The sequence below is a fragment of the Ensifer sp. genome, from assembly GCF_035999185.1.
Lineage (GTDB): Bacteria > Pseudomonadota > Alphaproteobacteria > Rhizobiales > Rhizobiaceae > Ensifer.
In genome coordinates, this window is record NZ_DASYHB010000212.1 from 23,620 (window position 1) to 49,754 (window position 26,135).

Sequence of the window (26,135 nt, forward strand, 5' to 3'; positions counted from 1 at the left end):
CGGTGCCGATCAACAGGATCATCCTCTACGCCCATGACGTCGAGGCGACCGTTCGCTTCTACGAAAAGCACTTCGGCTTCCAGGCATGCCGCGAGGCGGGCGATCGCATTGTCGAGCTGACCCCGCCCGACGGCGGCGCCAGCCTGATGGTCCACCCGGCGGCGAAGGGGCAGCGGCGCGGCCAGTCGCTGGTGAAACTGGTGTTCGACGTCAGCGATGTTGAAGCCTTTTGTGAACGCAGCGCTGCCGAAGGGCTGGTGTTCGGAGCCATCCACCAGGCCGACGGCTATCAATTCGCCAACGCCAAGGATCCGTCGGACAACCCGATCTCGATCTCCAGCCGCGCCTTTCGCAGGGGCTGATTTTTGGGGTTCACGGTCCTCATCCGGGGCCGAGAACTGACGGCGTTACCTTTTGGTCGCCATCCACAGCATGTGACGGGCGCCGCCGCGCTTGCCGTTGGCGCGCACGCTGACCTCGTCGGCAGTAAAGCCGACCTCGCGCAGGCGACGGGTAAAGGCGCTGTCGGGTGCAGACGACCAGACGGCGAGCACGCCTTTCGGGCGCAACGCAGCCATGGCGGTGCGAAGGCCGGTGTGGTTGTAGAGACTGTCATTGGAGGGGCGTGTCAGCCCGTCGGGGCCGTTGTCGACATCGAGCAGGATGGCGTCGTAGGCGGCGGTCTTCGAGCGGATCAGCGCGCCGACGTCGCCGACGTGGATGTCGACACGCGGATCGTCGAGCGTGCCCTTGTGCAGGTCGGCCATCGGGCCGCGCGCCCAGTCGACGACGGCCGGCACGAGCTCGGCGACGACCACCCGGGCGTCATCCGGCACGACGCCGAGTGCCGCGCGCAAGGTGAACCCCATGCCGAGGCCGCCGATCAGCATGCTCATGTTCTTCCGGCCGGCGATGCGCTCGTAGGCAAGCGTCGCCAGTGCCTCTTCCGAGCCGCTCAGCCGGCTGTTCATCAGCTCGTTCGAGCCGAGCATGATGGAAAATTCCTGGCCGCGCTGCTTCAGGCGCAATTCATCGCGGTCGCCGGGAATGGTTGCGCGGTCTAGCTCTATCCAGGGAAGCATCGGGGTCTCTCACTTATGTCGTTTCAGCGCCTCGTAACATGCGCGCGCCGAAGACACCACATAGCGACGGAGAGGGGCGCCGGTCCGCCAGCGCGCCGCGCATCGCTTTGCGCCGCGATCCGCGTTCGTGCGGACTTGGTGGGGAACGAGAAGCCGCGCGGCTGCGGGACCTTGGGCCTGGCCCGCGGTCATGTCTGCTTCGTGGCGCGAGCCTATTCCGCCGAAATCATGCCCGCGAGCACCGCCTTGGCAATCGCCTGGAAGCGGTTGTTGGCGCCGAACTTGCGGATGATGCCGGCTTCAAGCGTCAGGGCTGCGGAGACGTCCATGTCCATCAGCCCGGCGATGCGCGGGGCCGGATAGCCGTCGGCCATGAAGGTCAGGCATTCGCTTTCGATCGGCGAGAGGTGAACATGACCATCCTCCTCTGCGCCCGCCTCACCAACATCATCACTCTCGAGCAACTCGGTGATGCGCTGCATCTGGCGGCGCAGGTTCGCCTGCTGGGCAGCAAGCTCCCGGCGTCGGGCGAGCAGCGCCTCGCGGAACAGGCGGTCGGCGTCCATCTGGTCTTCGGTGCCGGCAAAGGCGGTCAACAGCTCCAGGATCGCGGCGATCGGCATGTCGATCTCGCGACAGGCGTTGATGACGGCCATGCGGCGGATGTGTTCCTCGCCGTAGACGCGCATCGGCCCCATGCGGGCAGCGGTCAGAAGGCCTTTCTCCTCGTAAAAGTGCAGGGTGCGATGGGTGACGCCAAAGGCGTCGGCCATATCGGCGATCGCGAGCGGCGTCGTGGGATCGTGGTGGGGAAGCGGCAGGTTGGGCAGAAAGCCGACGCGATCGGGCGCTGCCAGCACGCCCTCGTATTTCCAGTGGTCTCGCGGCATATCGAAGGTCCCCGGTCTACAGCCTGCGCGTCCATCCGGCACGCTGTGTCTGCAAAGTTTGCTGAATCGAGATCGATTCAGGGCGCGTGCATTCCACGTCCGGAAAGGATGGCGATCGACGGGTCTCTCAAAGGTGCGGACAGGTCCGCGCGGTGAGGCACTCGTTGATCGTCAACGACAATACCTGCTGCTCGGTTGGGGCATCCCCGCGTCGCCAGCGCGGTTGACTGAAGGAACAACGATGCTTGCCTGACGAGCAACCAGGCATCCATTCCCAACGCATGCGTGTAACGTATACGCGAATCGCTAATATGACCAGTGTTTAATATGGCATGGGAATATGGCGGGCTTGGGGGTCGCAGCGCATGTTGGACGGACCGGCGATTGCCGGCTCCGCCAAGGCATCCGCCCTCAAGTGGGATCACCTGCGGGCGGAAAATTGCTTTAGAATCAGTGTGCTAGAGCGTCCGTTGCGCGGGTCCCGTGCGCGCCAGGTGCCCCGGGGCGCGGCATCAGTGCCCGATGACCTTCAGCGGGCTATTGGAGCTCAGGATGAACAGCGGCTCGTCGCCGCGCAGCGGCGAGAGTTTCTGCTGGCAGGACCAGGCTTCCTCGAAGGCGTCGCGGGTGAGGTGCTTGCGATAGCGCTGGGTCGAGGCCATGCAGCCCATCAGCGGACTTTCGATCTGCTCCTCGCGGGCGTGCTCGTAGATTTCGCCGTCGAGCGAGAACAGCTCGGAGGCAAGCGACATGCTCTCGAACAACAGGTCCGGCTCGGTCTCCAGCTTCTTCCAGCTGATGAAATCCTGGCGAAGCGGCACGTTCTCGCCATCGTGGGAGAGGGTGACGCGGATACCCTGCGCCGGCGCGTCGTTCCAGGTGACCTGCACCGTGAAGGAGAGGGCGGAATTGCGCGAGACCGGCCGGCCCGTGTCGCCGTCCGTGGCGCGCGCGAGCGTCTTGTGGCGCTGGGCGGCAAGGCGGAGCGCCGTGGCGAAGGATTTCGCATCGCCGTTTTCCGGGCCGCTCAGCTTCACGTTCACCGAAGGCAAGACCCTTTCGGTGGCATGGCGCACGTTGAAGAGCTTTGCCTGGGCGTCGAGGTCCAGCGTCATTTCCTGCGAGGGCATCGGCGCAAAGAGCAAAAGCGGCAGCACGGTCAGGACCGACAGCGGCGAAGAGAGCGGTGCCGGCGGCCAGGCGGGACGATGGCCGCTGAAGCGGCGCTTGGCCGGCTTGGCCTGGCGCGCGACGGGGGCGGCCGTGTGTTCCACCTCTGCCCGCACGGGCACATATTCAGGAACGTAGGTTCCCTTGGGAATGGTGATGCGCCATTCCTCGTCGGCGCCGTCGCCTTCATAGAAGGCCTTCAGCAGCTTGCGCAATTTGCCGGCGTGCACCCGCACGAGCGGATCGCTGTCGGCATTGAAGGCCTGGGGCCGGTCGAAGACGTCGATGGCGATCGAATAGCCCTTGAGCTGGTGGCCTTCGCCAATCATTTCCTTCTCGACGACATAGGCGAGGAACGCCCGCAGCCGCTCGGAGCGCGCGAAAGACTTGCTTTCGAGGATGCGGCGGAGCGTCCGTCGTATCGTCTCATCGCAGGGTCTTTCGACCGTCGTCATCAAGGCTTGCTCCAGGGTCATGGGATCTAAAAATCTATGAAAAGCGATCGCGGCGCGGGCCAGGGCCATTCGATCTGATTCGGAAACTTAAGCCCAAAAAAAGTAGTTGTCAGGGGTATTAGACGCCAAATTTGAGTTTTTTCTGATGTAATCGTAAAAATTGCGTCCATTCCCCGATGGCAGGTCGAGACTGTGGCCTTTTGGCCGGCGGTGGGCGTGTGAAGGGCGCGAGAGTTGCGCCCTTAGTGATTGAGCTTTCTTGCATATTAGAAACGTCGATTGTCAAGATTCGATCAAGGCAAGGCGGGCAAACGACCCGCGTTCTATCGTCGCGGTTCTTGTGTCCGTACTCTTTGGAATTGCTGCATAATCGGACTTCAAACCGTTTCTGGTTTCCGCCATTATGCAGTAGAACATTGCGTCCACATTGCCTGCATCCGGGTCGATTTCGGCCCCGCCTCTGGAAAGTTCAGACATGCCTGCAAAACTGTCCGTCAATCTGAATGCCGTCGCCATGCTGCGCAACCGGCGCGATCTCCCCTGGCCATCCGTTACGGCCCTTGGACGCATTGCGCTTGAAGCCGGTGCTGCCGGTCTCACCGTGCATCCGCGTCCCGACCAGCGCCACATCCGCTTTTCCGACCTGCAGCCGATCCGCGACCTGATCGACGACGCCTTTCCGCAGACGGAATTCAACATGGAAGGCTATCCGAACGAGGAGTTCCTGGTGCTGGTGGAAACGCACCGGCCGGAACAGGTGACGCTGGTGCCGGACGATCCGGCGCAGGCGACCTCCGACCACGGCTGGGATTTCCGCAAGAACCACAATCTGCTCGGCAACGTCGTCGGGCGGCTGAAGAGACAAGGTTTTCGCGTCTCGCTGTTTGCCGATGGCGACGAAGATGCAGAAGCGCTGCGTATCGCCAAGGAGACGGGTGCCGATCGCATCGAGCTTTATACCGGCCCCTATGGCGGCTGCTTCGACGATCCGGACAAGGCCGAGAAGATCGCCGGCGAACTCGGACGCACCGCGCAGATTGCCGCGAGCCTCGGCCTCGACGTCAATGCCGGCCACGACCTGACGGTCGCCAACCTGCCATTGCTTGCAAGCCACATTCCCAACCTTGCCGAAGTGTCGATCGGCCACGGGCTGACGGCCGATGCGCTGGAATACGGCATGGCCGAGACTGTGCGCCGCTTCCGCCGCGCCTGCGGACAGGAGGTCTGAGGCCGTCCCAGCCATGAAGGACCTCTTCGTCGTCACCCATACGGAGTCTGTCCATCACCTGGAGGGCAGGGTGGGCGGCTGGTACGATACCGGGCTTTCGGCGCGGGGCCTCGCAGACGCCGAGGCGACCGCGGAACGGCTGCTTGCCCTTGCCGGCGGCCGCGACGTCGAGATCTACAGTTCCGACCTTCGCCGCGCGTCAGAAACCGCGGCGGCGATTGCCCGGCGCTTCGCGCAGCCGGTAACGGAAACCGCCGCCCTGCGCGAGATCAGCTATGGCGAGGCGGGAGGCCAACCCCAGGCATGGCTTGACGCGCGCTATCGGCCGGCGCCCGATCACGACCGGCTCGATCATCCCTGTGGCATCGACGGCGCGGAAACCCGCCGCGATGTCGCCAGCCGTGTGTTTCCTTTCGTCGACGCTGTCGTGGCGAGGCCCTGCGTGACGCAGATCATCGTTACCCACGGTTTTACGCTGACGCTGGTGATGGCCGCCTGGATGAAGGTGCCGATCGGGGCCACCGGGTTCTTGAGCTTCCCGGCAAAGTCCGGAAGCATCACGCATCTTCGCCAGGACGATTTTTTCCGGAACCGGGCGGTTGTCAGTCTGGCGGATGTTTCGCACTTGAAGTCCTGACCGCAGGCTTGCCTGCGCTGCAGGCGAGGCGTCCAGCTCGCCGCGACAGGATCCGCGAAGAAATTTGCGGACGCCCTTGCCCGTGGCGCGCGCAATTCTGCGGAAGGGCTGCTATAGGTCGAGCCCAACCTTACCTTGTGTGCAGCCAATGACATTTCCAAGCAGTTTCCGCGAGCGCATCGTCCTCTATGCGCTTCTGACCTCGCTCACCTCCATCAGCATCGATGCGCTTTTGCCGGGATTGCGCGAGATCGGCGCCGACGTCGGCGTTCAGCCTCCGCTTTCGACGCAGCACATCATATCGCTGTTCATTTTCGGCATGGCCTTCGGCGAGCTCTTGCTTGGGCCGCTCTCCGACGCGCTGGGGCGCAAGAGGGCGCTGGTTCTCGGCCTTGGTGTCTATGGTCTCGGAACGGTCATTGCCATGCTGGCGGGATCGCTCGAAATGGTGATTCTTGGCCGCTTCCTTCAGGGCGTCGGCGTTTCCGGGCCGAAGATCGCCACGCGCGCGATGATCCGCGACCAGTTCGAGGGCGACCAGATGGCGCGCGTCATGTCGTTCATGTTCACGCTGTTCATCCTTGTGCCAATGCTTGCGCCAGGCCTTGCACAGGGCATCATCGCGATCGGAGGCTGGCGCAGCGTCTTTGCCGTCTATCTGGTGGTGGCGGCGCTTCTCGGGCTCTGGCTGGTGATGCGGCAGCCGGAAACGCTGCCGGTCGAGAGGCGCATTCCGTTTCGTCCGCGGCTTCTTTTGGCGAACGGGCGGCGCATCCTGTCCAACCGGCGCGTGGCGCTGCTGATTGCGGCGACCGGGCTCGTCTTCGGCGCCCAGCTGCTCTATCTCAGCACCGCGGCCGATCTTTTCCTCGACGCCTACGGCATCGGGCAAACATTCCCCTTGTATTTTGCCATGCTGGCGACGGGCATTGGCCTTGCCTCCTACCTCAATGCCCGGCTGGTGCAGCGCTTCGGAGCCGAGACAATGGCGCGTCACGGCTTCATCGGCCTTTCGGCGGCGGGTCTCGCGATGCTGGTGGCATCGGGTTTTTGGAGCGGGCGGCCGCCGCTTGCCGTGCTGATGGTGCTCGGCTTTGCCGCCTTCTTCGCGGTTGGGGTGCTGTTCGGCAATCTCAACGCCATGGCGATGCGCTCGCTTGGGCAGGTTGCGGGTCTCGGCGCGTCGTTGATCGCCTCCGGATCGAGCCTGATCGCGACGCTCTTTGCCGTGGCGGTGGGCGCCTTTTACGACGGCACGACGCTCAATCTGTCGGCCGGCTTCTTTCTTGCGGGCGGCAGCGCGCTTGTTCTTTCACAGCTCGCCCTGCGGGCCGATGCGACGCCGGTCGAGGCAATACGCTAGGTCATTTCATTGTTTCATCGAAACGGCGAGATGACCTCACTCTTTGATATCAAGCCATTCCGAACGGAAAACCGCCCCATGGTTTTCCTGGAGAGTCGCTTGGCGGCCTGAAAGCGATGCAGGCCGGTGACAGGCATCGGCCTTTCACGCGGCCTGCCCAGCAGGCGTCGGATCCGAGGTCGGGACCTCTAACGCTAGCCGTTGTAAACGACGGAAATCTTGTTTCCTGAGGGATCGCGCATATAGGCGGCGTACCAGTCAGGCCCATAATGCGGCCGTGGGTTCGGCGCGCCTTCATCCGACCCGCCATTGGCCATGGCGGCCTGGTAGAACGCATCGACGTCGCTGCGGGATTTGACCATGAAGCCGACCATGGAACCGTTGCCGTTGCTTGCCGCTTCACCGTCGAAGGGTTTGCAGACCCACAGGACGAAGCCTTTACCGGTCCCGCCTTCGGAGTAGGCGCGCCAGTCTGGAAACTCCAGGTGTTTGCTCCATCCGATCGTCGCCAGTGCCGCATCGTAGAAGGCGTTCGACTTGGCGGAATCCAATGCACCCACGGTCACATAAACGCTCATGATCTCTCCCCTTTCTCCGGTTGCGGAGCCGAGAGAGTTGGTATCATGGTGACGTGAACATAACAAGAACAAATGCGCCGCGCGTGACCGGGCGAACATGGGAGCCAGTTCGTGCAGTCGGACGCACGGAGGAGGCAGTCGTGTCGCCCGTCCTGTTGTTGGTCCGAGAGCCCGGGGTCCGAGAGTAAGGGGTCCGAGAGCCCGGCGCAGATGGCCGGGCTCCGGTTTCGTGTCGCTTGCCGCGTCAGCCGACGAGCGCGCTCTTGCTGGCTTCAAGGAACGCGTCGAGCTTCGCCGGCTGAGCGCCGGTCAGCTTGGTCAGGTCATCCGTCGCCATGTCGATATGGCCCTTTCGGGTATTGGCGTCGAAGGAGACGACGATCGGGATCAGGAAGTCGGGCAGGCCCGCGCCCTTCAGCCCGCCGGCGAGCGCCTCGTCGGAGATGTGCACCACCTGGAGCGGCTTGCCGGTTGCCTTTACGACCAGCGCTGCGATCTCGTCGGTCGTGCGCAGTTCGCCTCCGGTCAGTGTATAGGTGTGGCTCTCGCCGATGGAAGCGGCGAGGGCGGCGGCAGCCGCCTTGGCGGCGTCGGCGCGGGCGATGTGGGCGATGCGGCCCTCGCCGGAAGACGAATACCATTGCCCGGTCTCAAGCGCATGCGGCAGCGCCATGAACAGGTTCTCCATGTACCAGCCGTTGCGCAGGATCGTGTAGGCGATGCCGGTCGCTTTGATGGCGTTTTCGGTGCCGAGGTGATCGGGTGCAAAGGGGATGACCGAGGTCTCGGGGTTCGGCATCGAGGTGTAGACGATGTGCTTTGCGCCGACCTTCTTTGCAGCTGCGACGGCTGCAAGATGCTGCCGAAGGCGCTTGCCTGGCTGGTCGAGCGCGTCGGTCGAGATGATCAGGATCCGGTCGGCGCCGGCAAAGGCCTTGTCGAGCGAGGCCGGGTCGTCGAAATCGGCGATGCGGGTCTGGACGCCCTTGGCCGTGTACTCGGCAAGCTTCGCCGTATCGCGGCTGGTGGCGATGATGTGGGCCGGCGCCACGCCGGATGCCAGGAGCTGGTCGAGCACGAGCTTGCCGAGTTTTCCGGTCGCGCCGGTGACGAGCAATGTATCGGACATGGTCTTTCCTCTTTCCTCTGTAAACCGAGACGGGAATGCGCGGGGAGCCCCCGGCACATTCCTCTCCCGCCTTGTTGGCCGGCCACCTGGGAGAAGCGCCGGTATATGGTCTCTTTTTGAGACTTGCTCTTATCTCGTAATCTGGGTAGAGCTGTAAAGGAGGCAGTTTTTTCTGCTGTGGTTACAAAAAGGGTACCGCCGATGAACAAGCTGACGGGCGAGATGGAAGGCAAACGCGTGGCAATCGTCTGCGGCGTGCCGATGGATGTCGAGAAATGCCCGGTGCGCGATGTCATGGACAACATCGGCGGCAAGTGGAACTCGCTGATGATCCTGTCGCTGGCGGACGGTCCCTTGCGCTTCTCGCAGCTGCGCCGCCTGATCCCCGACATTTCCCAGCGCATGCTGACCCAGACGCTGCGGGACCTGCAGCGCGACGGCTACATCCATCGCACCGTCTACCCGACGCAGCCGCCGAGTGTCGAATATGCGCTGACCGATCTCGGCCGCTCGCTGCTCGGCCTGCTCAAGCATTTCGTCGACTGGTCGGTGGCAAACCACGGGGCCATCCGCGCAGCCCGCGAGGTCTATGACGCAGGGGCGTGAGCAGCGTTCAAATCTCTGTTGGAAGAGGGGCGGTGTAGCTCTTCGCCGATTCCGTTCTTTCTGACACGCTCAACTGACGACATGGCAGTTCCTCCCTTCTAGGGCGCCCCTTTAGGTTGCGGCAAACAGCGGTTGCGCAAGGGGGTGCCCGGAACCTCGGCTACGGATGTGAGCGGGTGCCACGAGGTCCCTTCGCGCCGCTACCGGGGAGAAGCGGCAGGCGGATGAGGGGCAAGTTCCGCTGCGTTCGCTTGATCACGTGACGTCATGCGCCGTTCGCGCGACGCCATGCGTCGGGCGGGTTGCCTTGCCGTAGCGCCTTGATTTTCCCTATAGTTTGCCAATGAGGCGAATCCGTTTCGCCTGATTGCGCGCCGAACCGAGGGACCATGAAGACTTTGCATATCGGCATTGCCGGCGCGGGGCCGGCGGGGCTTGCGGCAGCGCTCATGCTGTCGCGGCGTGGCCATCGGGTGGAGTTGCTCGAGCGTTTCGACGAAGCCTCGCCCGTCGGTTCCGGGCTGATGTTGCAGCCGACGGGGCTGACGGTGCTCGACGCCCTCGGCCTGTTGCAGCCGATGCTTGCCCTCGGCAGCCGGATCGACCGCCTTTACGGAGCCGACGCGAGGTCCGGTCGCACCGTGCTCGACGTGCGCTACGATGCGCTCGCCGGCGGGCGCTTTGGGCTGGCGGTGCAGCGGGCCGCGCTGTTCAACACGCTCCATGACGCCGTCGTCGCGGCGGGCCTTGCCATCCGTACCGGCCTGACACTGACCGATGTGCGGGTGGCGGGTGACAAGGCGGTTCTTCTCGACGCGCAAGGCCGGCAGGCGGGCGCCTATGACCTGGTGATCGATGCCAGCGGCGCACGCTCGGGGCTTGCCGCCGGCCAGGCCGCAGCGCCCAGGCTGCGCGAACTCGCCTATGGCGCCTTCTGGGCAACGCTCGACAGCGATGGGCTCGCCCATGACGCCCACGCGCTGGTGCAGCGCTACGACCGAGCGAAGGTGATGATCGGCGTGCTGCCGGCCGGCAAGGCAAGGGCAGGCGAAAAGGAGCGGGTCGCCTTCTTCTGGAGCCTTCGGGTGGCGGATGCCGACGCCGTGCGCCGGGCGGGGCTCGACCGCTGGAAGAAGGTGATCCTCGACTACTGGCCGGAGTGCGCGCCGCTTATGGCTGAGATCGGCGACTGGGACCAGCTGACGCTCGCCCGCTATGCCCATCGCACGCTGCGCCCGCCGATATCGAAACGGATCGCCTTTGTCGGCGACAGCGCCCATTCGACCAGCCCGCAGCTCGGGCAGGGGGCGAACATGGCGCTTCTCGACGTTGCGGCGCTGGCGCATGCGCTGGATACGTCGCAGGATCTCGAAACGGCGCTCGCCGCCTATGCAACAGCGCGGCGCAGCCACGTCCAGCTGTTCCAGCTGCTGTCGCTTGCCTTCACGCCCTTCTACCAGTCGGATTCGGCGCTGCTTGCCTGGCTGCGCGACCGGCTGGTGGCAACGGTCGCGCGCACGCCGCCGATGCAGGCGCTGCTTGCCTCGATCGTGTCTGGCACGCTGGTCGATCCTTTCAGATCAGCGGGGCTTGCCGAATGCGATTGGCATGCCGTGCGTGCCAGCGCCCTGACACGGGTCGGTGCACCGCCACGGGTGGGCGTCAACGAAGGCGCCTGAGGGTGCCGCTCTGGTCTGACCTTGGTAGGGTTTAGGGACCGAACAGGGTAATCTTGGTTTCGGGCCGGGTGACGCAGCTCTTGTGCCCTTGTCCCTGCGCGCCGATCCCGCTTTTGAAGTGAATGAAGTGCGCCCTTTTGGCCCTGTCGATATAGGCAACCATCATCTCGAACTCCTCGACTTCGTAGAGCCTGAAACCGCTGTCCTTCGCGTCCTGCATGCGTTGACGATCGGCTTCGGCGATGGTCGCGCCGAGCTTCTCCATTTCTTCGATCGGGTGCACATAGCCGCCGAAGATGCAGGCAGTTTGCCAATCGCCGCCGTTGAGGCGCTCCATGTCTGCCACCTGATCCGCTTTTCGCGTGGCATCGAAGAGGCCGGCGAAATAGGCATAGTCCGGATCATCGGTGTCATAGGCCGGGCCGCAGGCGCTGAGCAACAGCGCGCAAAGGCTAAGGGAAGCGACGGTGGCAGAGATGCGGTGCTGCGTGGTCAAACTGTCGGATCCTTGATGGCCGGCGACTGTGGCGGGACGATTGCGTGCAATGCACGCATGAGGGGTTATTGAGCGAAATTCAAGGCAGGCGCGAGCCTTGTGGTTGTTTCAATCGTGAGATGACTGACGAATCCTGTAATGAGATCTGATGGCGAGGCGCGATCGAGATGGGCGAATACGGAGCGCGGTATGACGGGGAGCAAGCGATGACCAACGGTGTGGCGGCCATTCTGGTGCACGTCTCCGATCCCGAGGCGGGGCTTGCCTGGTATCAGCGTGCCTTTCCGCATGCCGAGCGCCAATGGCTCGAGGCGTTCGACTTTGCCTATCTCAAGGTCGGCACGGTCGATCTCGAACTCGTGCAGGCCGACGAGAAGCTGGCAAGCGGTGCGGCCGGCTCGGTGGTCTATTGGTCCGTCGAGGATCTCGACCGTTCCCTTGCCCATTTCGAGGCACTCGGTGCCGTGCTCTATCGCGGACCGATGGCGATACAAGAGGGCCTGTGGATGTGCCAGGTGCGTGATCCCTTCGGCAATTGCATCGGCCTTCGTGGGCCGAGGCCGGCGCAAAGCTCCGTCATGGTGCCCTGAATGGCGACGCTGGTGGAAATCGTTCCCTATGATCCGACGTGGCCGGGACGGCACCTGGAAATCGAAGGGACGCTGCGACAATTGCTCGGCGCGCGCGTGGTCGCGGTCGACCACATCGGAAGCACGTCCATTCCCGGCATGCCGGCAAAGCCAATCATCGACATCGACGTCACGGTAAGGGGGATGCCCGACATTGCTGCTGCCAGTGCATCGCTGATCGACGCCGGATACCAGCCGCGCGGCAACCGGTACCACGACGACGTCTGGGCGTTCATGCTGCATGGTGTCGAGCCGAAGCAGCGGGTGTATCTCTGCCTCCCGGAAAACGAGACGCACCGGCAGCGTCTGGTTTTTCGCGACTATCTGCGCAGCCACGAAGAAAGCGCCAAGGCCTATGCGGCACTCAAGGCGCGGCTCGCCGAAGCGTTTCGATATGACGGTGATCGATACACTGCTGAAAAGAGCAATTTCATCAACGAGATCGTTAGCCGCGCGACGCAACTCGGCGCCGCGGGTAAACAAACGGGGACGTGAAGCCTGATGTCGAACGCGCCGGTCACCTGCGAAATCCGCTATCGGATCGATGAAAGCCGGATGGCGGAATTCGACGTCTATGCACAGACCTGGATCACGCTCATCGAGCGTCATGGCGGCACGCATCACGGCTATTTTCTGCCGCGTCAAAGGCCGGAAGGCGTCGGCGCGAGTTTTCCGGGTGTGGCGCAGGAGGGCGCCGGCGACATCGCCATCGCTCTCTTCACCTTTCCCGACGAGGCGGCGTATCGTCGGTACCGCACCAACGTGGCCGCCGATCCCGACGGCATTGCGGCGAACACGCGCTTCGGCGAGGATCCGCCGTTCGTGAGCTATGAGCGCATTTTCCTGCAGCCGCTGGTACGAGCACAGTAGCGGCGGGGCGCGCCTTAAGTTTCGTCGCCTTTGGTCGATCAAGGCGGGGTCGCGCCGGCGGCTCTGAAGAAGAGTCCGGAAACTCCTGTAGCTCTCTGTTTTTTTGAGATGTTCCCGTAAGCTCAGGCTGCCTTCGCTTCCAGCCCCTGAAGCGCGCGCGTCAGTGCGTCGAAGCAAGCGGCGTCAAGCCCCTTTCCGACATCGGCGGCCATGATCGCCAGTGCCTTTGCTGCCGGCATGGCGGCGCGGTAGGGCCGGTCGGCGGTCAGCGCGTCAAAAATGTCGGCAATGGTGACGATGCGGGTTTCGAGATCGAGTTCGCTGCCCGAAAGGCCGCCGGGGTAGCCGCTGCCGTCGAGTTTTTCATGATGGTTGCGGGCGATTTCCGCGAGCCGGCGAAAGGCGTCGATCCGTTCAAGGATGGCTGCACCGAGATCGGGATGGTTCTTCATCGCCGACCATTCCTCGGGGTCGAGCTTGGCGGGCTTGTCGAGAACCTCGTTCGATACGCCAAGCTTGCCGATGTCGTGCAGCAGCGCGCCGCGCACCAGCCAGCGCTTGCGCGCGCGGCTGAGGCCAAGTTCGGTGGCGATCAGGTCGGTAAAGAGCGCCACGCGCTTGCTGTGGCCGCTGGTAAAGGGGCTCTTGGCGTCGATCACCTGGGCAAAGCCATCGGCGATATCGTCAAGCAGGTCGTCGTCTACGTCGCGGGAGAACCCGGCCGGCTCGAGCGCGAAGACCCGCTCGTCAAGCTTGGGGTCTTCAAGTGCGGACCAGAGACCGGGATCGGCGGCGATCTCTTCGAAGGCGGCGGCGAGCGCAGGGTCGAACCACTTTCCGGACCGGCGGCGGATCTCGCGGCAGGCGGCCTTGCGCCCTGAGGTTATGTTGAAGACGTCGACGACCTGGGCCAGAAGTGCGATGCGCGCGAGCAGCGAAATCTCCGTGCCCTTGCGCCCAAGCGGCTGGCCGCGGCCGTCCCAATGTTCGTCCAGATCGAGGATCGCTTCGGCGACCGGCTCGGAAAAACGCATGCGGCGGGCGATCTCGGCGCCGCGTTCGCAACGGGTTTCGATCAGCTCGCGATCGATCTTGCAGCCGCTCATCGCGAGATTGAGAACGGTGCGCAGCTTGACGGCAAGGCCCGAGCGCACCGCCGTATTGGCCGCAATGAACCCCAGCACCTCAGTGAAGCTGTTGTCTATCAGCTTGGCGTTTCGCTTGAAATCATGGTCGCTGGTGGCAAACAGCTTGCAGATGCGGGCAGCGTTGCTGCTGCAGCCCAGATCCTTCAGGAGGAGGGTATAGTAGAGATCGTGCCTTTCGGCGTCGGAGAGCTTCAGCCTCTCGCCGAGATGCATGCCGATCCAGCAGCAGCGCACGCTGTGGCCCGCCGGCTGGCCGTCCGTCAGGTCGAGCGCATAACTGAGCGCGCTGACGATCTCCGCGAGCCGCAACTTCTGCGGCTGACGCTCTGCCCCCGATATCGCTGCCATTTTCGCGCGATCCTCCATCCCTGCAGCTTTTCCTTAGCTGCCAAGGGGTTAAGGGCGGCTTAGTGCGTGGCCAATCTGGCAGCGGGAACGGAAAATGGCCCGCGGACAAGGTCGCGGGCCATGCATCTTTGGGGATCGTTGCCGTCGCTGCTGTCGGCCGCCTTCAGTCTTGCCTCAAGCGGCGCGGCAGAAATCCTGCCGGCCAAGCGCGAACTCGACGGCCGCCTCGGCGTGGATCGCCGTGGAATCGAAGCCCCGCAGCGGCAGGGCGCGCGGGTCGAGCGTCAGGCAGATCTCGGTGCAGCCGAGGATGACGCTGTCTGCACCTTCGGCTTCGGCCTTGTCGATGAGGTCGACCAGTGCCCGACGGGACGAGCGCAGGATCTGGCCGGCGCAGAGTTCGTCGAAGATGACGTTGTGGACGAGGGAGCGGCCTTCCGCGTCCGGCACCATGATGTCGATGCCGTGGCTCCGCATGCGCTCGGCATAAAAGCCGTGCTCCATGGTGTAGCGGGTGGCAAGCAGCAGCGGCTTGCGGCTGCCGGCGGCCTTCAGGCGCAGCGCCGTCTCGTCGATGATGTTGATGACGGGAATATCGACGGCGGCCTGCACCGCGTCTGCGATCAGGTGCATGGTGTTGGTGCAGATCAGCACGCAGTCGGCGCCGGCCGACTCAAGGCCACGGGCGACATCGGCGAGACGCTTGGCGGCGTCGTCCCAGCGGCCAGCCTTCTGCAGGTCGACGATCGACTGGAAGTCGACGGAGTGCAGCAGGACCTCGGCCGAATGCAGCGCACCCATCCGCTCGCGAACGGCCTCGTTGACCATGCGGTAGTAAACCGCCGAGCTTTCGAAGCTCATGCCGCCGATAAGACCGATCTTGCGCATAACCATTCCTCTCTGCCCGATGTTGCCGCGTCTGCCGCGGCCGTTGTTCGATGGCAGGAACTATGCGGCATGATGGGCCGGAACGGTTCGCTTTGATGGGAGAGAAATCGCTCCATCGCGCGATACATTTGTGCATTGTTGAGAAAGTGTGCAAATATGCAGCGAGTGTTCTGAATACGATGGGAGGGATCGGCGTGCTTGACGAGAGAGACAGGAAGCTGCTTTCGCTGCTGCAGCAGGATGCCAGCGTTGCGGTTGGCGAACTGGCGGAGCGGGTGAACCTCTCATTGTCCGCCTGCTCGCGCCGCATCCAGCGGCTGGAGGAGGCGGGCTACATTGCCAGGCGCATCGTCGTGCTCGACCGTGAGCGCATGGGTGTTCCGACGACGGTGTTTGCGATGATCAAGACGGCGCATCACTCGGACGAGTGGATCGAGACGTTCCGCAAGGCGATCAGCGATATCCCCGAGATCGTCGAGGCGCATCGCTTGACCGGCAACTACGACTATATCGTCAAGGTGGTGCTGCCGCGCGTCGAGCATTACGACGTGGTCTACAAGCAGATCGTGCGCAAGGTCGAACTCTTCGACGTCTCGGCCTCGATCTCGATGGAGATCCTGAAGAGCGGCACGGCGGTGCCGGTCGATTACGCGGTGTGAGGGCGCGGCCGACCCGGGGCCGGCGACGTCACGTCGCCTCCGGGCGGCGCGGGCCGAAGCGGGCCTCGTAGTCCGAGGGCGAGATGCCCTTGCGGCGCTGAAAGGCACGGCGCAAACGTTCGGGATTGCCGAAACCGAACAGGAACGGCGCCTGCGCCACCGAGACGTCGCCGCGCTGAAGGGCGTCGCAGGCCGCATCGACGCGCAGTTCCTCGATGAACTGGGCCGGGCTTGCGCCCATCGTCTCGGTGAAAAGGCGTGAGAAATTGCGTTCGCTCATGCGTGCCATGTCGGCGAGGCGCGGGACGGAAAGGTCGGCGGCGAGGTTGGCGCGGATCTCGGTGACGAGCGCGTCGAACCGGTCGCTGCTGCTCCTGATCTGTTGGTCGAGAGCAGCGCTGAACTGACGCTGGCCGCCGGTTCGCTTGACATAAAGCACCAGCGAGCGGGCAAGCCTCAGGGCCTCGTTGCGGCCGAGATCCTCTTCGACCATGGCAAGCGCCATGTCGATGCCGGCGGTGACGCCGGCGGATGTCCAGACGCCGCGGTCTTGCTCATAGATCGAATCTTCGCGCACATCGATCGCCGGGAAAGCGTCGCGAAACTGTGCGCAGTCCTCCCAATGGGTGGTTGCGCGCCGACCATCCAGATGTCCGCCGCGGGCGAGGATAAAGGCGCCGAGGCAGATGGAGCCCAGGCGTCGGCATGTTCCGGCCATGTCGGCAAGAAACGCGAGCAGCGCTTGCGAGCTTGCCGCCTGCAAGGCGCTTTGCCCGCCGGAGACGAGCAGGGTGTCGGGCGGAGCCGATACTGCGTGCGAAAAGGGCAAGGTATCAAGGGCGACGCCGGTGTCGGTAACGACGAGGCCGCCGGTCTCGGAGAGGAGCTGGATGGCATAGGCGGGCTGCCCGCAAGGCATGCGAGCGTCGTTGAACACCTGCAAGGGGCCGGTCACGTCGATCAGCTTGGTACGGTCGAAGAGCACGATCGCGACGGTTCGCGTCTTCTCTTCCGGTTTGGCGTAAAACGAGGGCATGTTGTCATTTATGCCATCAGCCTTTCGTGCGAGCAAGGACGGGATCTTTTCCGCCGCGACAGGAGCCGACCATGCTTGAACTCAGACCAAACTGCGAACTGTGCGATTGCGACCTGCCACCGGGCTCGGCCGACGCGCGCATCTGTTCCTATGAGTGCACCTATTGCGCCAACTGCGTGGAAACGGTGCTCGACAATGTCTGCCCCACCTGCGGCGGCGGGTTTGCTGCGCGGCCCATCCGGCCGCAAAAATCGTGGAGGCCGGAGAAGCGGCTCGGCCTCGGCTTCGATCCGGCCAGCGACGTGCGCCGCCACACGCGCTTTACCGCCGAGGAGATCCGGGTTCACGTGGCGCGGATCCGGCACCTTGCGCCCGGCGAACGTTGACGGACGCATGGTCCTGAAAGCAATGGTCGTTGCCACCACAGGTGGCAGTTCTTGATTTTTTGCAAGGGAGACATGAGGCGTCAGCGCTTGTCCTGAGAGCCGCCAGCCCCAATGTTGTGGCATGTCCAACAGGAAGGCCAGTTGCGGAGCCGACTGGAAAAAAACATGCAGGACAGGCATCACGTGGTCGTCGTCGGCGGTGGGTTCGGCGGCCTGCAGCTCGTCAAGGAGCTGGCTGGTGCGCCGGTGCGCATCACTCTCATCGACCGGCGCAACCATCACCTCTTCCAGCCCTTGCTTTACCAGGTCGCAACGACGCTGATCGCGACGTCTGAAATTGCCTGGCCGATCCGCAGCCTCTGGCGCGACCGGCCCGAGGTGACGACGCTGCTTGGCGAAGTTGCGGATGTGGACGAGGGTGACAAAACCGTCGTGCTCAAGGACGGAAGCCGCATCACCTACGACACGCTGGTGCTGGCGACCGGCGCGACGCATGCCTATTTCGGGCACGACGAATGGGAGCCGTTTGCGCCGGGCCTGAAGACGCTGGAGGATGCGACGACGATCCGCCGCCGCGTCCTGCTCGCCTTTGAGCGCGCCGAGCTGGAAGAAGATCCGGCCGCCCGTGATGCGCTTCTGACCTTTACCGTCATCGGCGCCGGGCCGACGGGTGTCGAGCTCGCCGGCATCATCGCCGAGATGGCGCACCAGACGCTTCCGGAAGAATTCCGCCGCATCGACACGCGGCAGGCGCGGGTGATCCTGGTAGAGGCGGGGCCGCGCATTCTCGCGGCCTTCAGCGAAGACCTCTCGGCCTATGCGGTCAAGGAGCTGCAGCGCCTCGGCGTCGAGGTCAGGACCGGCACGCCGGTGACGTCCTGCACGGAAGAGGGCGTGGTGATCGGTGACGAATTCGTCGCCAGCCGAACCCTCGTCTGGGCGGCCGGCGTCCAGGCGTCGCCCGCCGCGCGCTGGCTCGGCATTGCCGCCGACCGTGCCGGCCGGGCGATCGTCGGCCCGGATCTGACGGCACCCGGCCATGCCGACGTCTTCGTCATCGGCGACACGGCGTCCGTCACCTATGACGGCGGCAAGCCGGTGCCGGGCATTGCGCCCGCCGCCAAACAGCAGGGCGCCTATGTCGCCAAGGTCCTCCGTGCGCGGCTTGCCGGCAACCCGCCGCCGGACGCGTTTCGCTATCGCCACCAGGGCAGCCTTGCCACCATCGGCCGGCGCGCCGCGATCATAGATTTTGGGCGCTTCAAGCTGAAAGGGGCGCTTGCCTGGTGGATCTGGGGCATCGCCCACATTTACTTCCTGATCGGCACCCGCAGCCGCTTCGCTGTCGCCTGGAGCTGGTTCTGGACCTATCTGAGCGGCCAGCACAGCGCCCGGCTGATCACCCAGAAGGAGACGCTGAAGGAGAAGGGGTGAGGATTGTGAAATACACTTTTTAGTTGGCTCCGGCATGATTAAGTTCCCGGCTTCATTCACAGAGAGTCGGGAATCCACGTGACGAAATCCAAGGCCCCGGGCCGCGCCCTTGCCATTGCCTTCCTGCTTGCCGCCTGCGGCGCACCGGCCGCTGAGGCCGCCCAATCCTGTCCGCAGGTCAGCTATTCGGCGGAGCGGGCGCGGCTGCAAAAGCTGCTTGGGGTAAATGCGTTTTCGCGCGCGGAAAGCACGTTCGTTCTGGAGGGCGTGGACCAGCGGCTGAGGGAACTGCCAAAAGCTCGCCTAAACGCAAAGGGGGCCGAGTGCGGCATTCAAGCCGTGCGCGCGTTCGTCCTCGGCTGCGTGAATGAAACACTGCCCGACGTCCTCAAGTCCGTGCGCATGCCGAGCGCGAAATCCGGAGAGGCCTATTGGGGCAAGGCGAATGTCAGCCGTCGCGAGGCCGGCGCGATCGGCATGGTTCATGCCTGCCGTGCGGCCGCGATGGAGACGTTTCTCTCAGGCTCCTGACAATCCGGTGCAGGCTGCTAGGCTGCCTGCTTCTCCACCTTGACGATCAGGATCATCGGGCGGTCGACTTCCTCGGCAAGTGCCGGAATCTCGGCGATCTGCTCTTCCGTCGGCCGCCATTCCTCGACGTGACGGATGGCAAAGCCCGTGGCGATCAGCGTGTTGAGCGTCGTGCCGATGGTGCGGTGGTGCTTGATCACGCCCTTGGCGAGCCAGTCGGTCGTGCGCGGACCCTCGACCGAGTAGTGGTCGACCGGCCAGGTGCGTTCGCCGTCCACGATGCGCCAGCCGGGATTGTGCGAGGCCATGTAGATCGGGTGCTCGATGGTGAAGACGAAATGGGCACCGGGGATAAGCGCGCGGTGGATGGTGGCGGTGAGCCGGGCGAAATCCTCGACATAGTGGAAGGCGAGCGAGCTATAGGCGAAGTCGAAGCTGTCGCCGGGCAATTCGAGCTGGTCGAGATCGGCAATGCCGTATTCGATCGCCGGGTCCGACGTGTCGGCCTTGGCGCGGGCGATCATCTTTTCAGAGAGATCAAGCCCGAGCACCTCTGCCGCACCCGCCTCGCGGGCATAACGCGAAAACCAGCCGAAGCCGCAGCCGAGATCGACGACGCGTTGCCCGGAAAGGTCGGGCAATAACGCACGAATCGCTGGCCATTCGGCAGCACCGGCAAGGCCGTGGAGCGAGCGTCCGAGCTGGCTGTAGCCTTCGAAAAACTCCTGACGATCGTAGATGTTCTGGGCCATGGCGGTGTCTCCTTGGGCAAGCTGTGGGGGCACGAATGCCTGCGCGCGCGATAGGGCTGGCGGGGCCGGGTTGCCGTTCCCGAAGGAACAGCCTGCGCCCTTTTATCCTGCTCGAAACCGGCGGCGTTTCAAGGCGCCAGTGCGCCGTTGGATAGGACGTGCGGCCCTGCAAGGTCAAGTTGAGGCGGGGGCGCAAGCAATTGTTTTCGTTTTGTGGGGGTGTGCTAATGTTCGATTCTCTTGGTCCAGTTCGATTTGCGGAGGCGTAATGTCCGAAGCCATCCATCCTGCAGCCATTCATCACTTACCGGGCTTCATAACCGCACCCGGCCAGTCCGACTGGCTGCTCACTGCCGTTGCCATCTTCCTGATCGTCGCGATCTTTGCGCTCGGCACGCTCTATCTGCGGCTCCACTCCTTGCCGGAGGTGATGGCGCACAAGACCAACAAGATCCAGCTCGAGCTGGTGGCGGTTCTGGCGCTCTTGTCGCTGCTCACGCACAACAATCTTCTGTGGGGCGCGGCGCTCCTTCTGGCGCTGATCGACCTGCCGGATTTCTCCTCGCCGCTGTCGTCGATTGCCGGATCACTGGAGAAAATCGCCGGCAAGGTGACTGGCGAGCCGCCCGTCGCTGAGAAAGCGGTGACCGAGGCCGAGGCGGCGGCGGCAGAGCCGCAGTTCCAGCCACGCGCGCTGCCCATAGAGCCGTCGACGGAAGGGAAGGCATAAGCCATGTTCGAGTTTATCCTTTGCTCCATGTTGACCATCCTGCCCGATTACCTCTTCCGCCGTTACGGCCAGGGAAAGCGCATCGGGCGCGAAATCACCATCTATTCGGTCTGGTTCGAACTGCGCTGGGGCATTACCGCCTGCGTCGTGCTGACGATCTCGCTGATCACCCTGATCTTCTACTTCCACCCGTCGACGAAGAACGTGACGGCGGCGTTCCGCACGGTCGCGGTGCTGCCGGAGACCAACGGGCGTGTGGTTGAGATTTACGCCACGCGCTTCGAGAAGGTGAAGGCCGGTCAGCCGCTGTTCAAGCTCGACAGTTCTGAGGAAGAGGCGAAGGCCGAGGTCGCACGACGCCAGATCGCCGAGGTCGACGCCGAGACGACCGTCGCCCGCACCGAGCTTGTCGCTGCCGATGGTGTGATCGTCCAGGCACAGGCCGCCCTGCAGCAGGCGCAGGACGAGTACGACACGCAGGTCGAGCTGAACAGGCTCAACCCCAATGTCGTTGCCCGGCGCGAGATCGAACGCCGTCAGGTGGCGCTCGAAGGGCGCAAGGGCGCCGTGACGGCTGCTCTTTCGGGCAAGCAGACGCTGGAGACGAAGCTCTCCTCGCTGCTGCCCTCGCAGAAGGCGAGCGCCGAAGCGGCGCTGAAACAGGCGGAGGTCGACATCACCAAGACCACCGTGCGTGCCGGCGTGTCCGGTACGCTGCAGCAGTTCACTCTTCGGGTCGGCGAAATCGTCAACCCGCTGCTGCGCCCCGCAGGCGTCCTGGTGCCTGAAGATGCCGGACGGGCGCGACTGGTCGCCGGCTTCGGCCAGATCGAGGCGCAGGTGATGAAGGTGGGCATGATCGGGGAGGCGACCTGCGTCGGCAAGCCCTTCACCATCATCCCGCTCGTCGTGACAGAAGTTCAGGACGTGATCGCCGCCGGCCAGGTGCGGGCCAGCGACCAGCTGATCGACGTGGCGCAGATCTCGCAGCCGGGCACGCTGACCGTGGTGATGGAGCCGCTTTACCCGGGCGTGCTGGATGACGTGCCGCCCGGCAGCAGCTGTATCGCCAATGCCTACACCAGCAACCACGACGAGCTGGACAGACCCGGCATCAGCACGCTCGAATGGGCCTATCTGCACGGGGTCGATGCCGTGGGGCTCGTCCACGCCGCAATCCTGCGCATCCAGGCACTGATGCTGCCGGTGCAGACGCTGGTGCTTGGCGGCCACTGATATTCCGCTTGGAGAAACCGGCCGGGATCCATCCCGGCCGGTTTTTGTTTGCAGCAGGCCTTGGTCCGGGCGACCGCTTGCTCGAGCGTGGCGGCGAACGTTAGGCGACCCATGCGCGCGAACGTGATGCGGGCGATTTCGATCCGTTCGGACCAGTCCTGAAGCGTGGTCGCGATCGTCTGCGATTGTGCCATCCCTGCGTATGAAAACACGTCGTGAGGCGCCGCTGCGTCCCGCTCCAGGGTGAAGAGGGTGAAGGCGACGATCTGCTGCCCAGATGGGTCTTCCGAGGTGTCTTTGCGATCGGTCGCCACTGCCGCGTAAGGCCGCGACGTATTCAAGATTGAGCCGGTTGCACCCGGTTGCGAGAGCATCATCCGCGGCGCCATCGCATGTTGCAGGTGCGTCGCAAGGCCGTTGGTGACGAGCGCGTATTAATGCACCGGCGATGCGCCCTGCGAAATCAGTTAGATACGGAACCAGGGGTGCCCCAAAAATGATTGAGCCCCCGTGGGGACGGAGGCTCAAGCGCGCAATCAAATAAATAAAGCAACTGCACCGCAATATAGCCACAAGCATGCCATACTCTTCCGGGGATTGCATACTTGCGGTGCGCAATCGCAAGTACAGTGTGGCAAAAGCGTGACCTGAAAGCAATGGATTTTAAGGGGATTTTAATAGTCAATTTGGGTTACGGGAAAATCCCCAACTTATTCACCCAATCGGGTCAGGTTTTTCCTGACCGGTAGCTCCCAAGGGTTCCGTCAAACCTCCAGCGCATCCTCACGGTCGTCGGCGATGTCGATCGGCATCGCCCAGGGCTCCCAGATCGCGTCCGCGACCGCGCCCTGGCGCCGGTAAAAGCGCTTCGCATTTTCATTGCTTGCAAGCACCGACCATTCGATCCGCGGCGCACCGATCGCGACGGCATGACGTTTCAGCGCGTCGATCAGCGCGGCGCCGGCGCCGGAGGAACGTGCTGTTTCATCGACGAAAAGTTCCTTCAGAACGAGCGTCGGCTTCAGGTCGTAGGTCCAGGGAATAACGTAATGCACGGCGATGCCGATGACCCGGTCACCGACAACGGCGACCAGCACGCCGAAGCGCGGGTTGTCGCCAAGTCCATGCTCGATCAGGTCCGCCGCGGTCACGCGGAACCTGTCGATATAGCCCTCGAACACCGCCAGGCCGCGCATCAGCCGCAGCACGTCGGCCACGTCAGGACGTTCGAAAGCTCTGATGGTGAGGGGTGATGCGTGCATCTCGGTGTCTCGTGCAAACGGGTTAGCGGTCGGTCGCGGGTTACGGAGGGCGGGTGACAGGCCGTCCGCGCCGCGTCATTTGCCGCGATCGCGATCGATTTCAGGGTGAAATCAGCCGCGATCCAAAAATGCTGCAGCGCAGCGCGTTCGGCAAGGCGCGCTGCGCTGAAATGGGGTCGATTTTCCCGTTACGCGGCCAGTAGCGCTTGTGCCTCACCTGGCGCAGCCCCGGTGGCAAAAGCGAAGCCTTCGTCTTCCCAGCCGGTGATGCCGCCGATCATGATCTTCACCCGGCGGCCGAGGCGGGCGAGCTTGAGGGCTGCCTGGTCGGCGCCGTTGCAATGGGGCCCCGCGCAGTAGGCGACGAAGAGGGTGTCTTCAGGCCATTCGGCCATGCGCTCGGCGGTGATCTGGCGGTGTGGCAGGTGGATGGCGCCCGGGACGTGACGGCCGGCGTAGGTTGCGTCGGAGCCGACCACGTGCAGAAGCACGAAATCCTGTTCGCCGCTCTTCAAGGCGTGGGCAACATCGGCGCAATCGGTCTCGACGCTGAGCCGCCCGGCGAAATGGGCAATGGCGACTTCAGGGGACGCGGCGGGGGTTTCGGTAACGTAGCTCATCGGGGCTCTCCTCGGGTCGATTTGGCGTGTTGACGAGGAGATATGTAGCAGCGCGCGATCAGGGCTGGCAGTTGGCGACATTGCCATATATGCTCAAGATCATGCCAAAGTCATCCAATGCTGCCAATCCGCTCAAAAACCCGCTCGTCGTGGCGCTCGCCTATGACGGGCTCTGCACTTTCGAATTCGGCGTCGCCGTCGAGATGTTCGGCCTGCCGCGGCCGGAAATGGGCGAGGGCTGGTATCGTTTTGCCGTCGCCTCTGTGGATCCCGGCGAGCTGAGGGCCACCGGCGGCGTGCGGTTTGTCGCCGATGGCGGCATCGAGCTTCTGGGTGAAGCCGGCACGATCATCGTGCCCGGCTGGCGCGGGGCCGACCAGCCGGTGCCGGAGGCGGTGTGCCAGGCATTGCGGGATGCTCATGCGCGAGGCGCGCGCGTGCTTTCGATCTGCTCAGGCGTTTTCGTGCTCGCCGCGGCGGGCTTGCTTTCGGGCCTGCGGGCAACGACCCACTGGCGTTACACCGACAAGCTTGGGGCGCTTTACCCCGACATCGAGGTGGTGCCGGACGTGCTCTATGTCGATGGCGGGCACGTGCTGACTTCGGCCGGCAGTGCCGCCGGCATCGATCTCTGCCTGCACCTGATCCGTCGCGACTTCGGCAGCGAGGCGGCCAACCGTGTCGCGCGCCGCCTCGTCGTGCCGCCGCATCGGGATGGCGGCCAGGCGCAGTTCATCGAGCGGGCGGTGCCGGACGTGCACGAGAGCGCCCGGCTCGGGCCGCTGCTTGACCGGATGCGCGAGCGGCTGGGGGAGGATTTCTCGATCGCCTCATTGGCAAAGGCCGCCGGGATGAGCGAGCGCACCTTCCTGCGTCGCTTCGAGGCGGCGACAGGGACGACGCCGGCGCGCTGGCTCTTGTCCGAGCGGCTGTCGCGCGCCCGGCAATTGCTGGAGGAAACCGCACTTGGCATGGAGCAGGTGGCGGAAGCGTCGGGTTTCGGCTCGACCCAGACGCTGCGCCACCATTTCCGCCAGCAGCTTTCAACCACACCCGCCGCCTATCGCGCCGCCTTCGGGCGGATGGGGCTGGGTGTGCCCGCCGAGGTTGCCGCGCAGTAGAGCGGGCGGGGCTTCTGGAAACATCAACAGTGGGCCACGGTCGTAAACGGCGGCGCACTTTTGTGTGACGTGCTTAAAGCGCGTCGCGGTTCGCTCCTTGCGCTTTAAGGCTTTGATTTTGCGCATTTCGTTATCGCAAAACCGCTGCGCACTTTTGTGTGACGTGCTCAGGCCTCCGACAGGGCAGGCTCCGTACCGTCCTTGCGGAAGAAGGACCGGAAGAACACGGCGTCCGGCGCCGAGACGATCACCCGGGCGATGATCGCGGTGGCGATGATGGCAAAGGCCAGCCGTCCGAAGAAGACGCTGGTGAAATCGGCGCCGAGCGCCACCACAACCAGCGTGTCCTCGATGAGGCTATGGCCGAAACCCATGAAGACGCAGGCGAGGAAGACCTGGCGTGGCTCTACATTCGCCTCGCGCGCTTCACGGATCAGGAGCGCACCGCCATAGGAGACGCCCAGGAGCACGCCGACGGCGGTGAAGGGCACTGTTTGCGACTGGATGCCCGCGAGGCGGAAAAGCGGTGCGAGCCCCCTGTTCAACAGCCCAAGAATGCCCACCATCTTGAGGATCTCGATCAGCCAGCTCAAGGCCAGCAGCACGACGAGCATGGTGGCAAGTGTCTTGAGCATGCTCAAGGCGAAGCCGTTCCAGCCGGGCGCTTCGCTGACCGGCATCCATGTGGGCTGGAGCGGGGTCGAGAGCCAGCCGGTGAGGGCGAAGACCTGGTGCAGGACGGCTGCGAAGATGAGGCCGCCACCGATGCGAATGGCTGCGGTGACGAGGAAGCCCGGGCCGGCTCGTTGGATGATGCGCTGCTCTATCGGGATGGCATGCGCCACCAGCAGCAGCGCCGAAAGGACGGTCATGTCGGCGGTCGTCAGTGACGATACCGGCACCAGCGTGAAGACCACCACCACGGCACCCCAGATGCCGACCAGAAGCCCGGTGAGCCAGGCAAAGGCAAACTCGGGCGGGAGGCCGACGATCGTCATCAGCGGCTCGAAAGCCGGCGCAACGGCGCGGATGACGCCAAGTTCCTGCAGCAGATGGGTAACGATCGTGATCGGCACGATGATGCGCACCAGGTCCCAGTAGACTTCGAGGGTGGCGAGTGTCTTGCGGTAGAGGATGATCAGAACGGTCATGGCGGTCTCTCCTTGGGGTGT

29 protein-coding genes are annotated in these 26,135 nt (G+C 64.0%); 16 read left to right on the forward strand and 13 right to left on the reverse strand.

From position 1 onward, the window contains the following. Positions 1–2: 2 nt before the first annotated feature. Positions 3–362 (forward strand): VOC family protein, encoded by a 360-nt coding sequence (locus VGO04_RS31020; RefSeq protein ID WP_327499830.1) that lies wholly within the window; start codon positions 3–5, stop codon positions 360–362. A gap of 45 nt (positions 363–407) precedes the next feature. Here VGO04_RS31020 and VGO04_RS31025 read toward each other — a convergent pair whose 3' ends face one another. The 3 genes from VGO04_RS31025 to VGO04_RS31035 all read right to left on the reverse strand — a co-directional run bounded on the left by VGO04_RS31025 (position 408) and on the right by VGO04_RS31035 (position 3,597). Beyond that, a complete protein-coding gene (locus VGO04_RS31025; RefSeq protein ID WP_327499831.1) occupies positions 408–1,082 on the reverse strand; it encodes a hypothetical protein in 675 nt (224 codons plus the stop codon). A 212-nt stretch (positions 1,083–1,294) separates the two neighbouring features. Further along, positions 1,295–1,972: a MerR family transcriptional regulator gene (locus VGO04_RS31030; RefSeq protein WP_327499832.1), complete on the reverse strand. Its 678-nt coding sequence runs from the start codon at positions 1,970–1,972 to the stop codon at positions 1,295–1,297. 512 nt (positions 1,973–2,484) lie between these two features. Next, positions 2,485–3,597, reverse strand: coding sequence for a hypothetical protein (locus VGO04_RS31035; protein ID WP_327499833.1), 1,113 nt, complete (start codon positions 3,595–3,597; stop codon positions 2,485–2,487). Positions 3,598–4,072: 475 nt separating this feature from the next. On the opposite strand from VGO04_RS31035, the gene VGO04_RS31040 reads away from it, so the two are divergent. The 3 genes from VGO04_RS31040 (at position 4,073) to VGO04_RS31050 (ending at position 6,825) form a co-directional block, all read left to right on the forward strand. Further along, on the forward strand, positions 4,073–4,825 hold the full coding sequence (locus VGO04_RS31040; protein WP_327499834.1) for a pyridoxine 5'-phosphate synthase: 753 nt from the start codon (positions 4,073–4,075) through the stop codon (positions 4,823–4,825). 13 nt (positions 4,826–4,838) lie between these two features. Further along, on the forward strand, positions 4,839–5,462 hold the full coding sequence (locus VGO04_RS31045) for a histidine phosphatase family protein (RefSeq protein ID WP_327499835.1): 624 nt from the start codon (positions 4,839–4,841) through the stop codon (positions 5,460–5,462). Positions 5,463–5,610: 148 nt separating this feature from the next. Then, positions 5,611–6,825, forward strand: coding sequence for a multidrug effflux MFS transporter (locus VGO04_RS31050; RefSeq protein ID WP_327499836.1), 1,215 nt, complete (start codon positions 5,611–5,613; stop codon positions 6,823–6,825). Positions 6,826–7,019: 194 nt separating this feature from the next. On the opposite strand, the gene VGO04_RS31055 is transcribed toward VGO04_RS31050, so the two are convergent. Together VGO04_RS31055 and VGO04_RS31060 are read right to left on the reverse strand one after the other, a co-directional pair. Next, a complete protein-coding gene (locus VGO04_RS31055; protein ID WP_327499837.1) occupies positions 7,020–7,403 on the reverse strand; it encodes a VOC family protein in 384 nt (127 codons plus the stop codon). Positions 7,404–7,647: 244 nt separating this feature from the next. Continuing rightward, a complete protein-coding gene (locus VGO04_RS31060; RefSeq protein ID WP_327499838.1) occupies positions 7,648–8,532 on the reverse strand; it encodes an SDR family oxidoreductase in 885 nt (294 codons plus the stop codon). A gap of 201 nt (positions 8,533–8,733) precedes the next feature. On the opposite strand from VGO04_RS31060, the gene VGO04_RS31065 reads away from it, so the two are divergent. Together VGO04_RS31065 and VGO04_RS31070 are read left to right on the forward strand one after the other, a co-directional pair. After that, the gene (locus VGO04_RS31065; RefSeq protein WP_327499839.1) at positions 8,734–9,138 is read left to right on the forward strand and encodes a helix-turn-helix domain-containing protein; all 405 of its coding nucleotides are present in this window, start codon (positions 8,734–8,736) and stop codon (positions 9,136–9,138) included. Between the two features lie 389 nt (positions 9,139–9,527). Then, on the forward strand, positions 9,528–10,817 hold the full coding sequence (locus tag VGO04_RS31070) for an NAD(P)/FAD-dependent oxidoreductase (protein WP_327499840.1): 1,290 nt from the start codon (positions 9,528–9,530) through the stop codon (positions 10,815–10,817). A gap of 31 nt (positions 10,818–10,848) precedes the next feature. Here VGO04_RS31070 and VGO04_RS31075 read toward each other — a convergent pair whose 3' ends face one another. Then, on the reverse strand, positions 10,849–11,313 hold the full coding sequence (locus VGO04_RS31075; RefSeq protein ID WP_327499841.1) for a hypothetical protein: 465 nt from the start codon (positions 11,311–11,313) through the stop codon (positions 10,849–10,851). Between the two features lie 206 nt (positions 11,314–11,519). Between VGO04_RS31075 and VGO04_RS31080 the strand changes: the two genes are divergently transcribed. Genes VGO04_RS31080 through VGO04_RS31090 form a run of 3 tightly spaced genes read left to right on the forward strand, consistent with a single transcriptional unit; the run spans position 11,520 to position 12,812 of the window. Beyond that, positions 11,520–11,903, forward strand: a complete 384-nt coding sequence (locus VGO04_RS31080) for a VOC family protein (RefSeq protein WP_327499842.1) — start codon at positions 11,520–11,522, stop codon at positions 11,901–11,903. Continuing rightward, the gene (locus tag VGO04_RS31085; RefSeq protein ID WP_327499843.1) at positions 11,904–12,437 is read left to right on the forward strand and encodes a GrpB family protein; all 534 of its coding nucleotides are present in this window, start codon (positions 11,904–11,906) and stop codon (positions 12,435–12,437) included. It abuts the gene before it with no gap. Between the two features lie 6 nt (positions 12,438–12,443). Then, complete coding sequence (locus VGO04_RS31090) at positions 12,444–12,812, forward strand: NIPSNAP family protein (protein WP_327499844.1); 369 nt, start codon at positions 12,444–12,446, stop codon at positions 12,810–12,812. Between the two features lie 122 nt (positions 12,813–12,934). On the opposite strand, the gene VGO04_RS31095 is transcribed toward VGO04_RS31090, so the two are convergent. After that, entirely contained in the window at positions 12,935–14,308 is a 1,374-nt protein-coding gene (locus VGO04_RS31095; protein WP_327499845.1) for an HD-GYP domain-containing protein, read from the reverse strand. Positions 14,309–14,482: 174 nt separating this feature from the next. Continuing rightward, the gene (locus VGO04_RS31100; RefSeq protein WP_327499846.1) at positions 14,483–15,202 is read right to left on the reverse strand and encodes an aspartate/glutamate racemase family protein; all 720 of its coding nucleotides are present in this window, start codon (positions 15,200–15,202) and stop codon (positions 14,483–14,485) included. A gap of 188 nt (positions 15,203–15,390) precedes the next feature. Here VGO04_RS31100 and VGO04_RS31105 point away from each other — a divergent pair, with 188 nt between their 5' ends. Beyond that, a complete protein-coding gene (locus VGO04_RS31105) occupies positions 15,391–15,855 on the forward strand; it encodes an Lrp/AsnC family transcriptional regulator (RefSeq protein ID WP_327499847.1) in 465 nt (154 codons plus the stop codon). A 28-nt stretch (positions 15,856–15,883) separates the two neighbouring features. Here VGO04_RS31105 and VGO04_RS31110 read toward each other — a convergent pair whose 3' ends face one another. Next, positions 15,884–16,891: a GlxA family transcriptional regulator gene (locus VGO04_RS31110; protein ID WP_327499848.1), complete on the reverse strand. Its 1,008-nt coding sequence runs from the start codon at positions 16,889–16,891 to the stop codon at positions 15,884–15,886. A gap of 71 nt (positions 16,892–16,962) precedes the next feature. Between VGO04_RS31110 and VGO04_RS31115 the strand changes: the two genes are divergently transcribed. The 3 genes from VGO04_RS31115 (at position 16,963) to VGO04_RS31125 (ending at position 19,242) form a co-directional block, all read left to right on the forward strand. Next, complete coding sequence (locus VGO04_RS31115; RefSeq protein WP_327499849.1) at positions 16,963–17,277, forward strand: DUF1272 domain-containing protein; 315 nt, start codon at positions 16,963–16,965, stop codon at positions 17,275–17,277. Between the two features lie 165 nt (positions 17,278–17,442). Further along, positions 17,443–18,711, forward strand: coding sequence for an NAD(P)/FAD-dependent oxidoreductase (locus VGO04_RS31120; protein WP_327499850.1), 1,269 nt, complete (start codon positions 17,443–17,445; stop codon positions 18,709–18,711). 78 nt (positions 18,712–18,789) lie between these two features. After that, positions 18,790–19,242: a hypothetical protein gene (locus VGO04_RS31125; RefSeq protein ID WP_327499851.1), complete on the forward strand. Its 453-nt coding sequence runs from the start codon at positions 18,790–18,792 to the stop codon at positions 19,240–19,242. Positions 19,243–19,259: 17 nt separating this feature from the next. Here VGO04_RS31125 and VGO04_RS31130 read toward each other — a convergent pair whose 3' ends face one another. After that, positions 19,260–19,994, reverse strand: a complete 735-nt coding sequence (locus VGO04_RS31130) for a class I SAM-dependent methyltransferase (RefSeq protein ID WP_327499852.1) — start codon at positions 19,992–19,994, stop codon at positions 19,260–19,262. Positions 19,995–20,262: 268 nt separating this feature from the next. Here VGO04_RS31130 and VGO04_RS31135 point away from each other — a divergent pair, with 268 nt between their 5' ends. Next, on the forward strand, positions 20,263–20,724 hold the full coding sequence (locus VGO04_RS31135) for a hypothetical protein (RefSeq protein ID WP_327499853.1): 462 nt from the start codon (positions 20,263–20,265) through the stop codon (positions 20,722–20,724). A 3-nt stretch (positions 20,725–20,727) separates the two neighbouring features. Next, entirely contained in the window at positions 20,728–21,960 is a 1,233-nt protein-coding gene (locus VGO04_RS31140) for an HlyD family secretion protein (RefSeq protein WP_327499854.1), read from the forward strand. A gap of 764 nt (positions 21,961–22,724) precedes the next feature. Here the strand turns inward: VGO04_RS31140 and VGO04_RS31145 are convergent. Then, positions 22,725–23,222 (reverse strand): GNAT family N-acetyltransferase, encoded by a 498-nt coding sequence (locus VGO04_RS31145; RefSeq protein ID WP_327499855.1) that lies wholly within the window; start codon positions 23,220–23,222, stop codon positions 22,725–22,727. A gap of 188 nt (positions 23,223–23,410) precedes the next feature. Continuing rightward, positions 23,411–23,842 carry a rhodanese-like domain-containing protein gene (locus VGO04_RS31150; RefSeq protein WP_327499856.1) on the reverse strand — a complete coding sequence of 144 codons (432 nt, stop codon included), beginning with the start codon at positions 23,840–23,842 and terminating at the stop codon, positions 23,411–23,413. Between the two features lie 89 nt (positions 23,843–23,931). On the opposite strand from VGO04_RS31150, the gene ftrA reads away from it, so the two are divergent. Continuing rightward, positions 23,932–24,963 carry a transcriptional regulator FtrA gene (ftrA, locus tag VGO04_RS31155; protein WP_414650637.1) on the forward strand — a complete coding sequence of 344 codons (1,032 nt, stop codon included), beginning with the start codon at positions 23,932–23,934 and terminating at the stop codon, positions 24,961–24,963. Between the two features lie 167 nt (positions 24,964–25,130). On the opposite strand, the gene VGO04_RS31160 is transcribed toward ftrA, so the two are convergent. After that, positions 25,131–26,114: a nucleoside recognition domain-containing protein gene (locus tag VGO04_RS31160; protein ID WP_327499857.1), complete on the reverse strand. Its 984-nt coding sequence runs from the start codon at positions 26,112–26,114 to the stop codon at positions 25,131–25,133. Between the last annotated feature and the right edge of the window lie 21 nt (positions 26,115–26,135).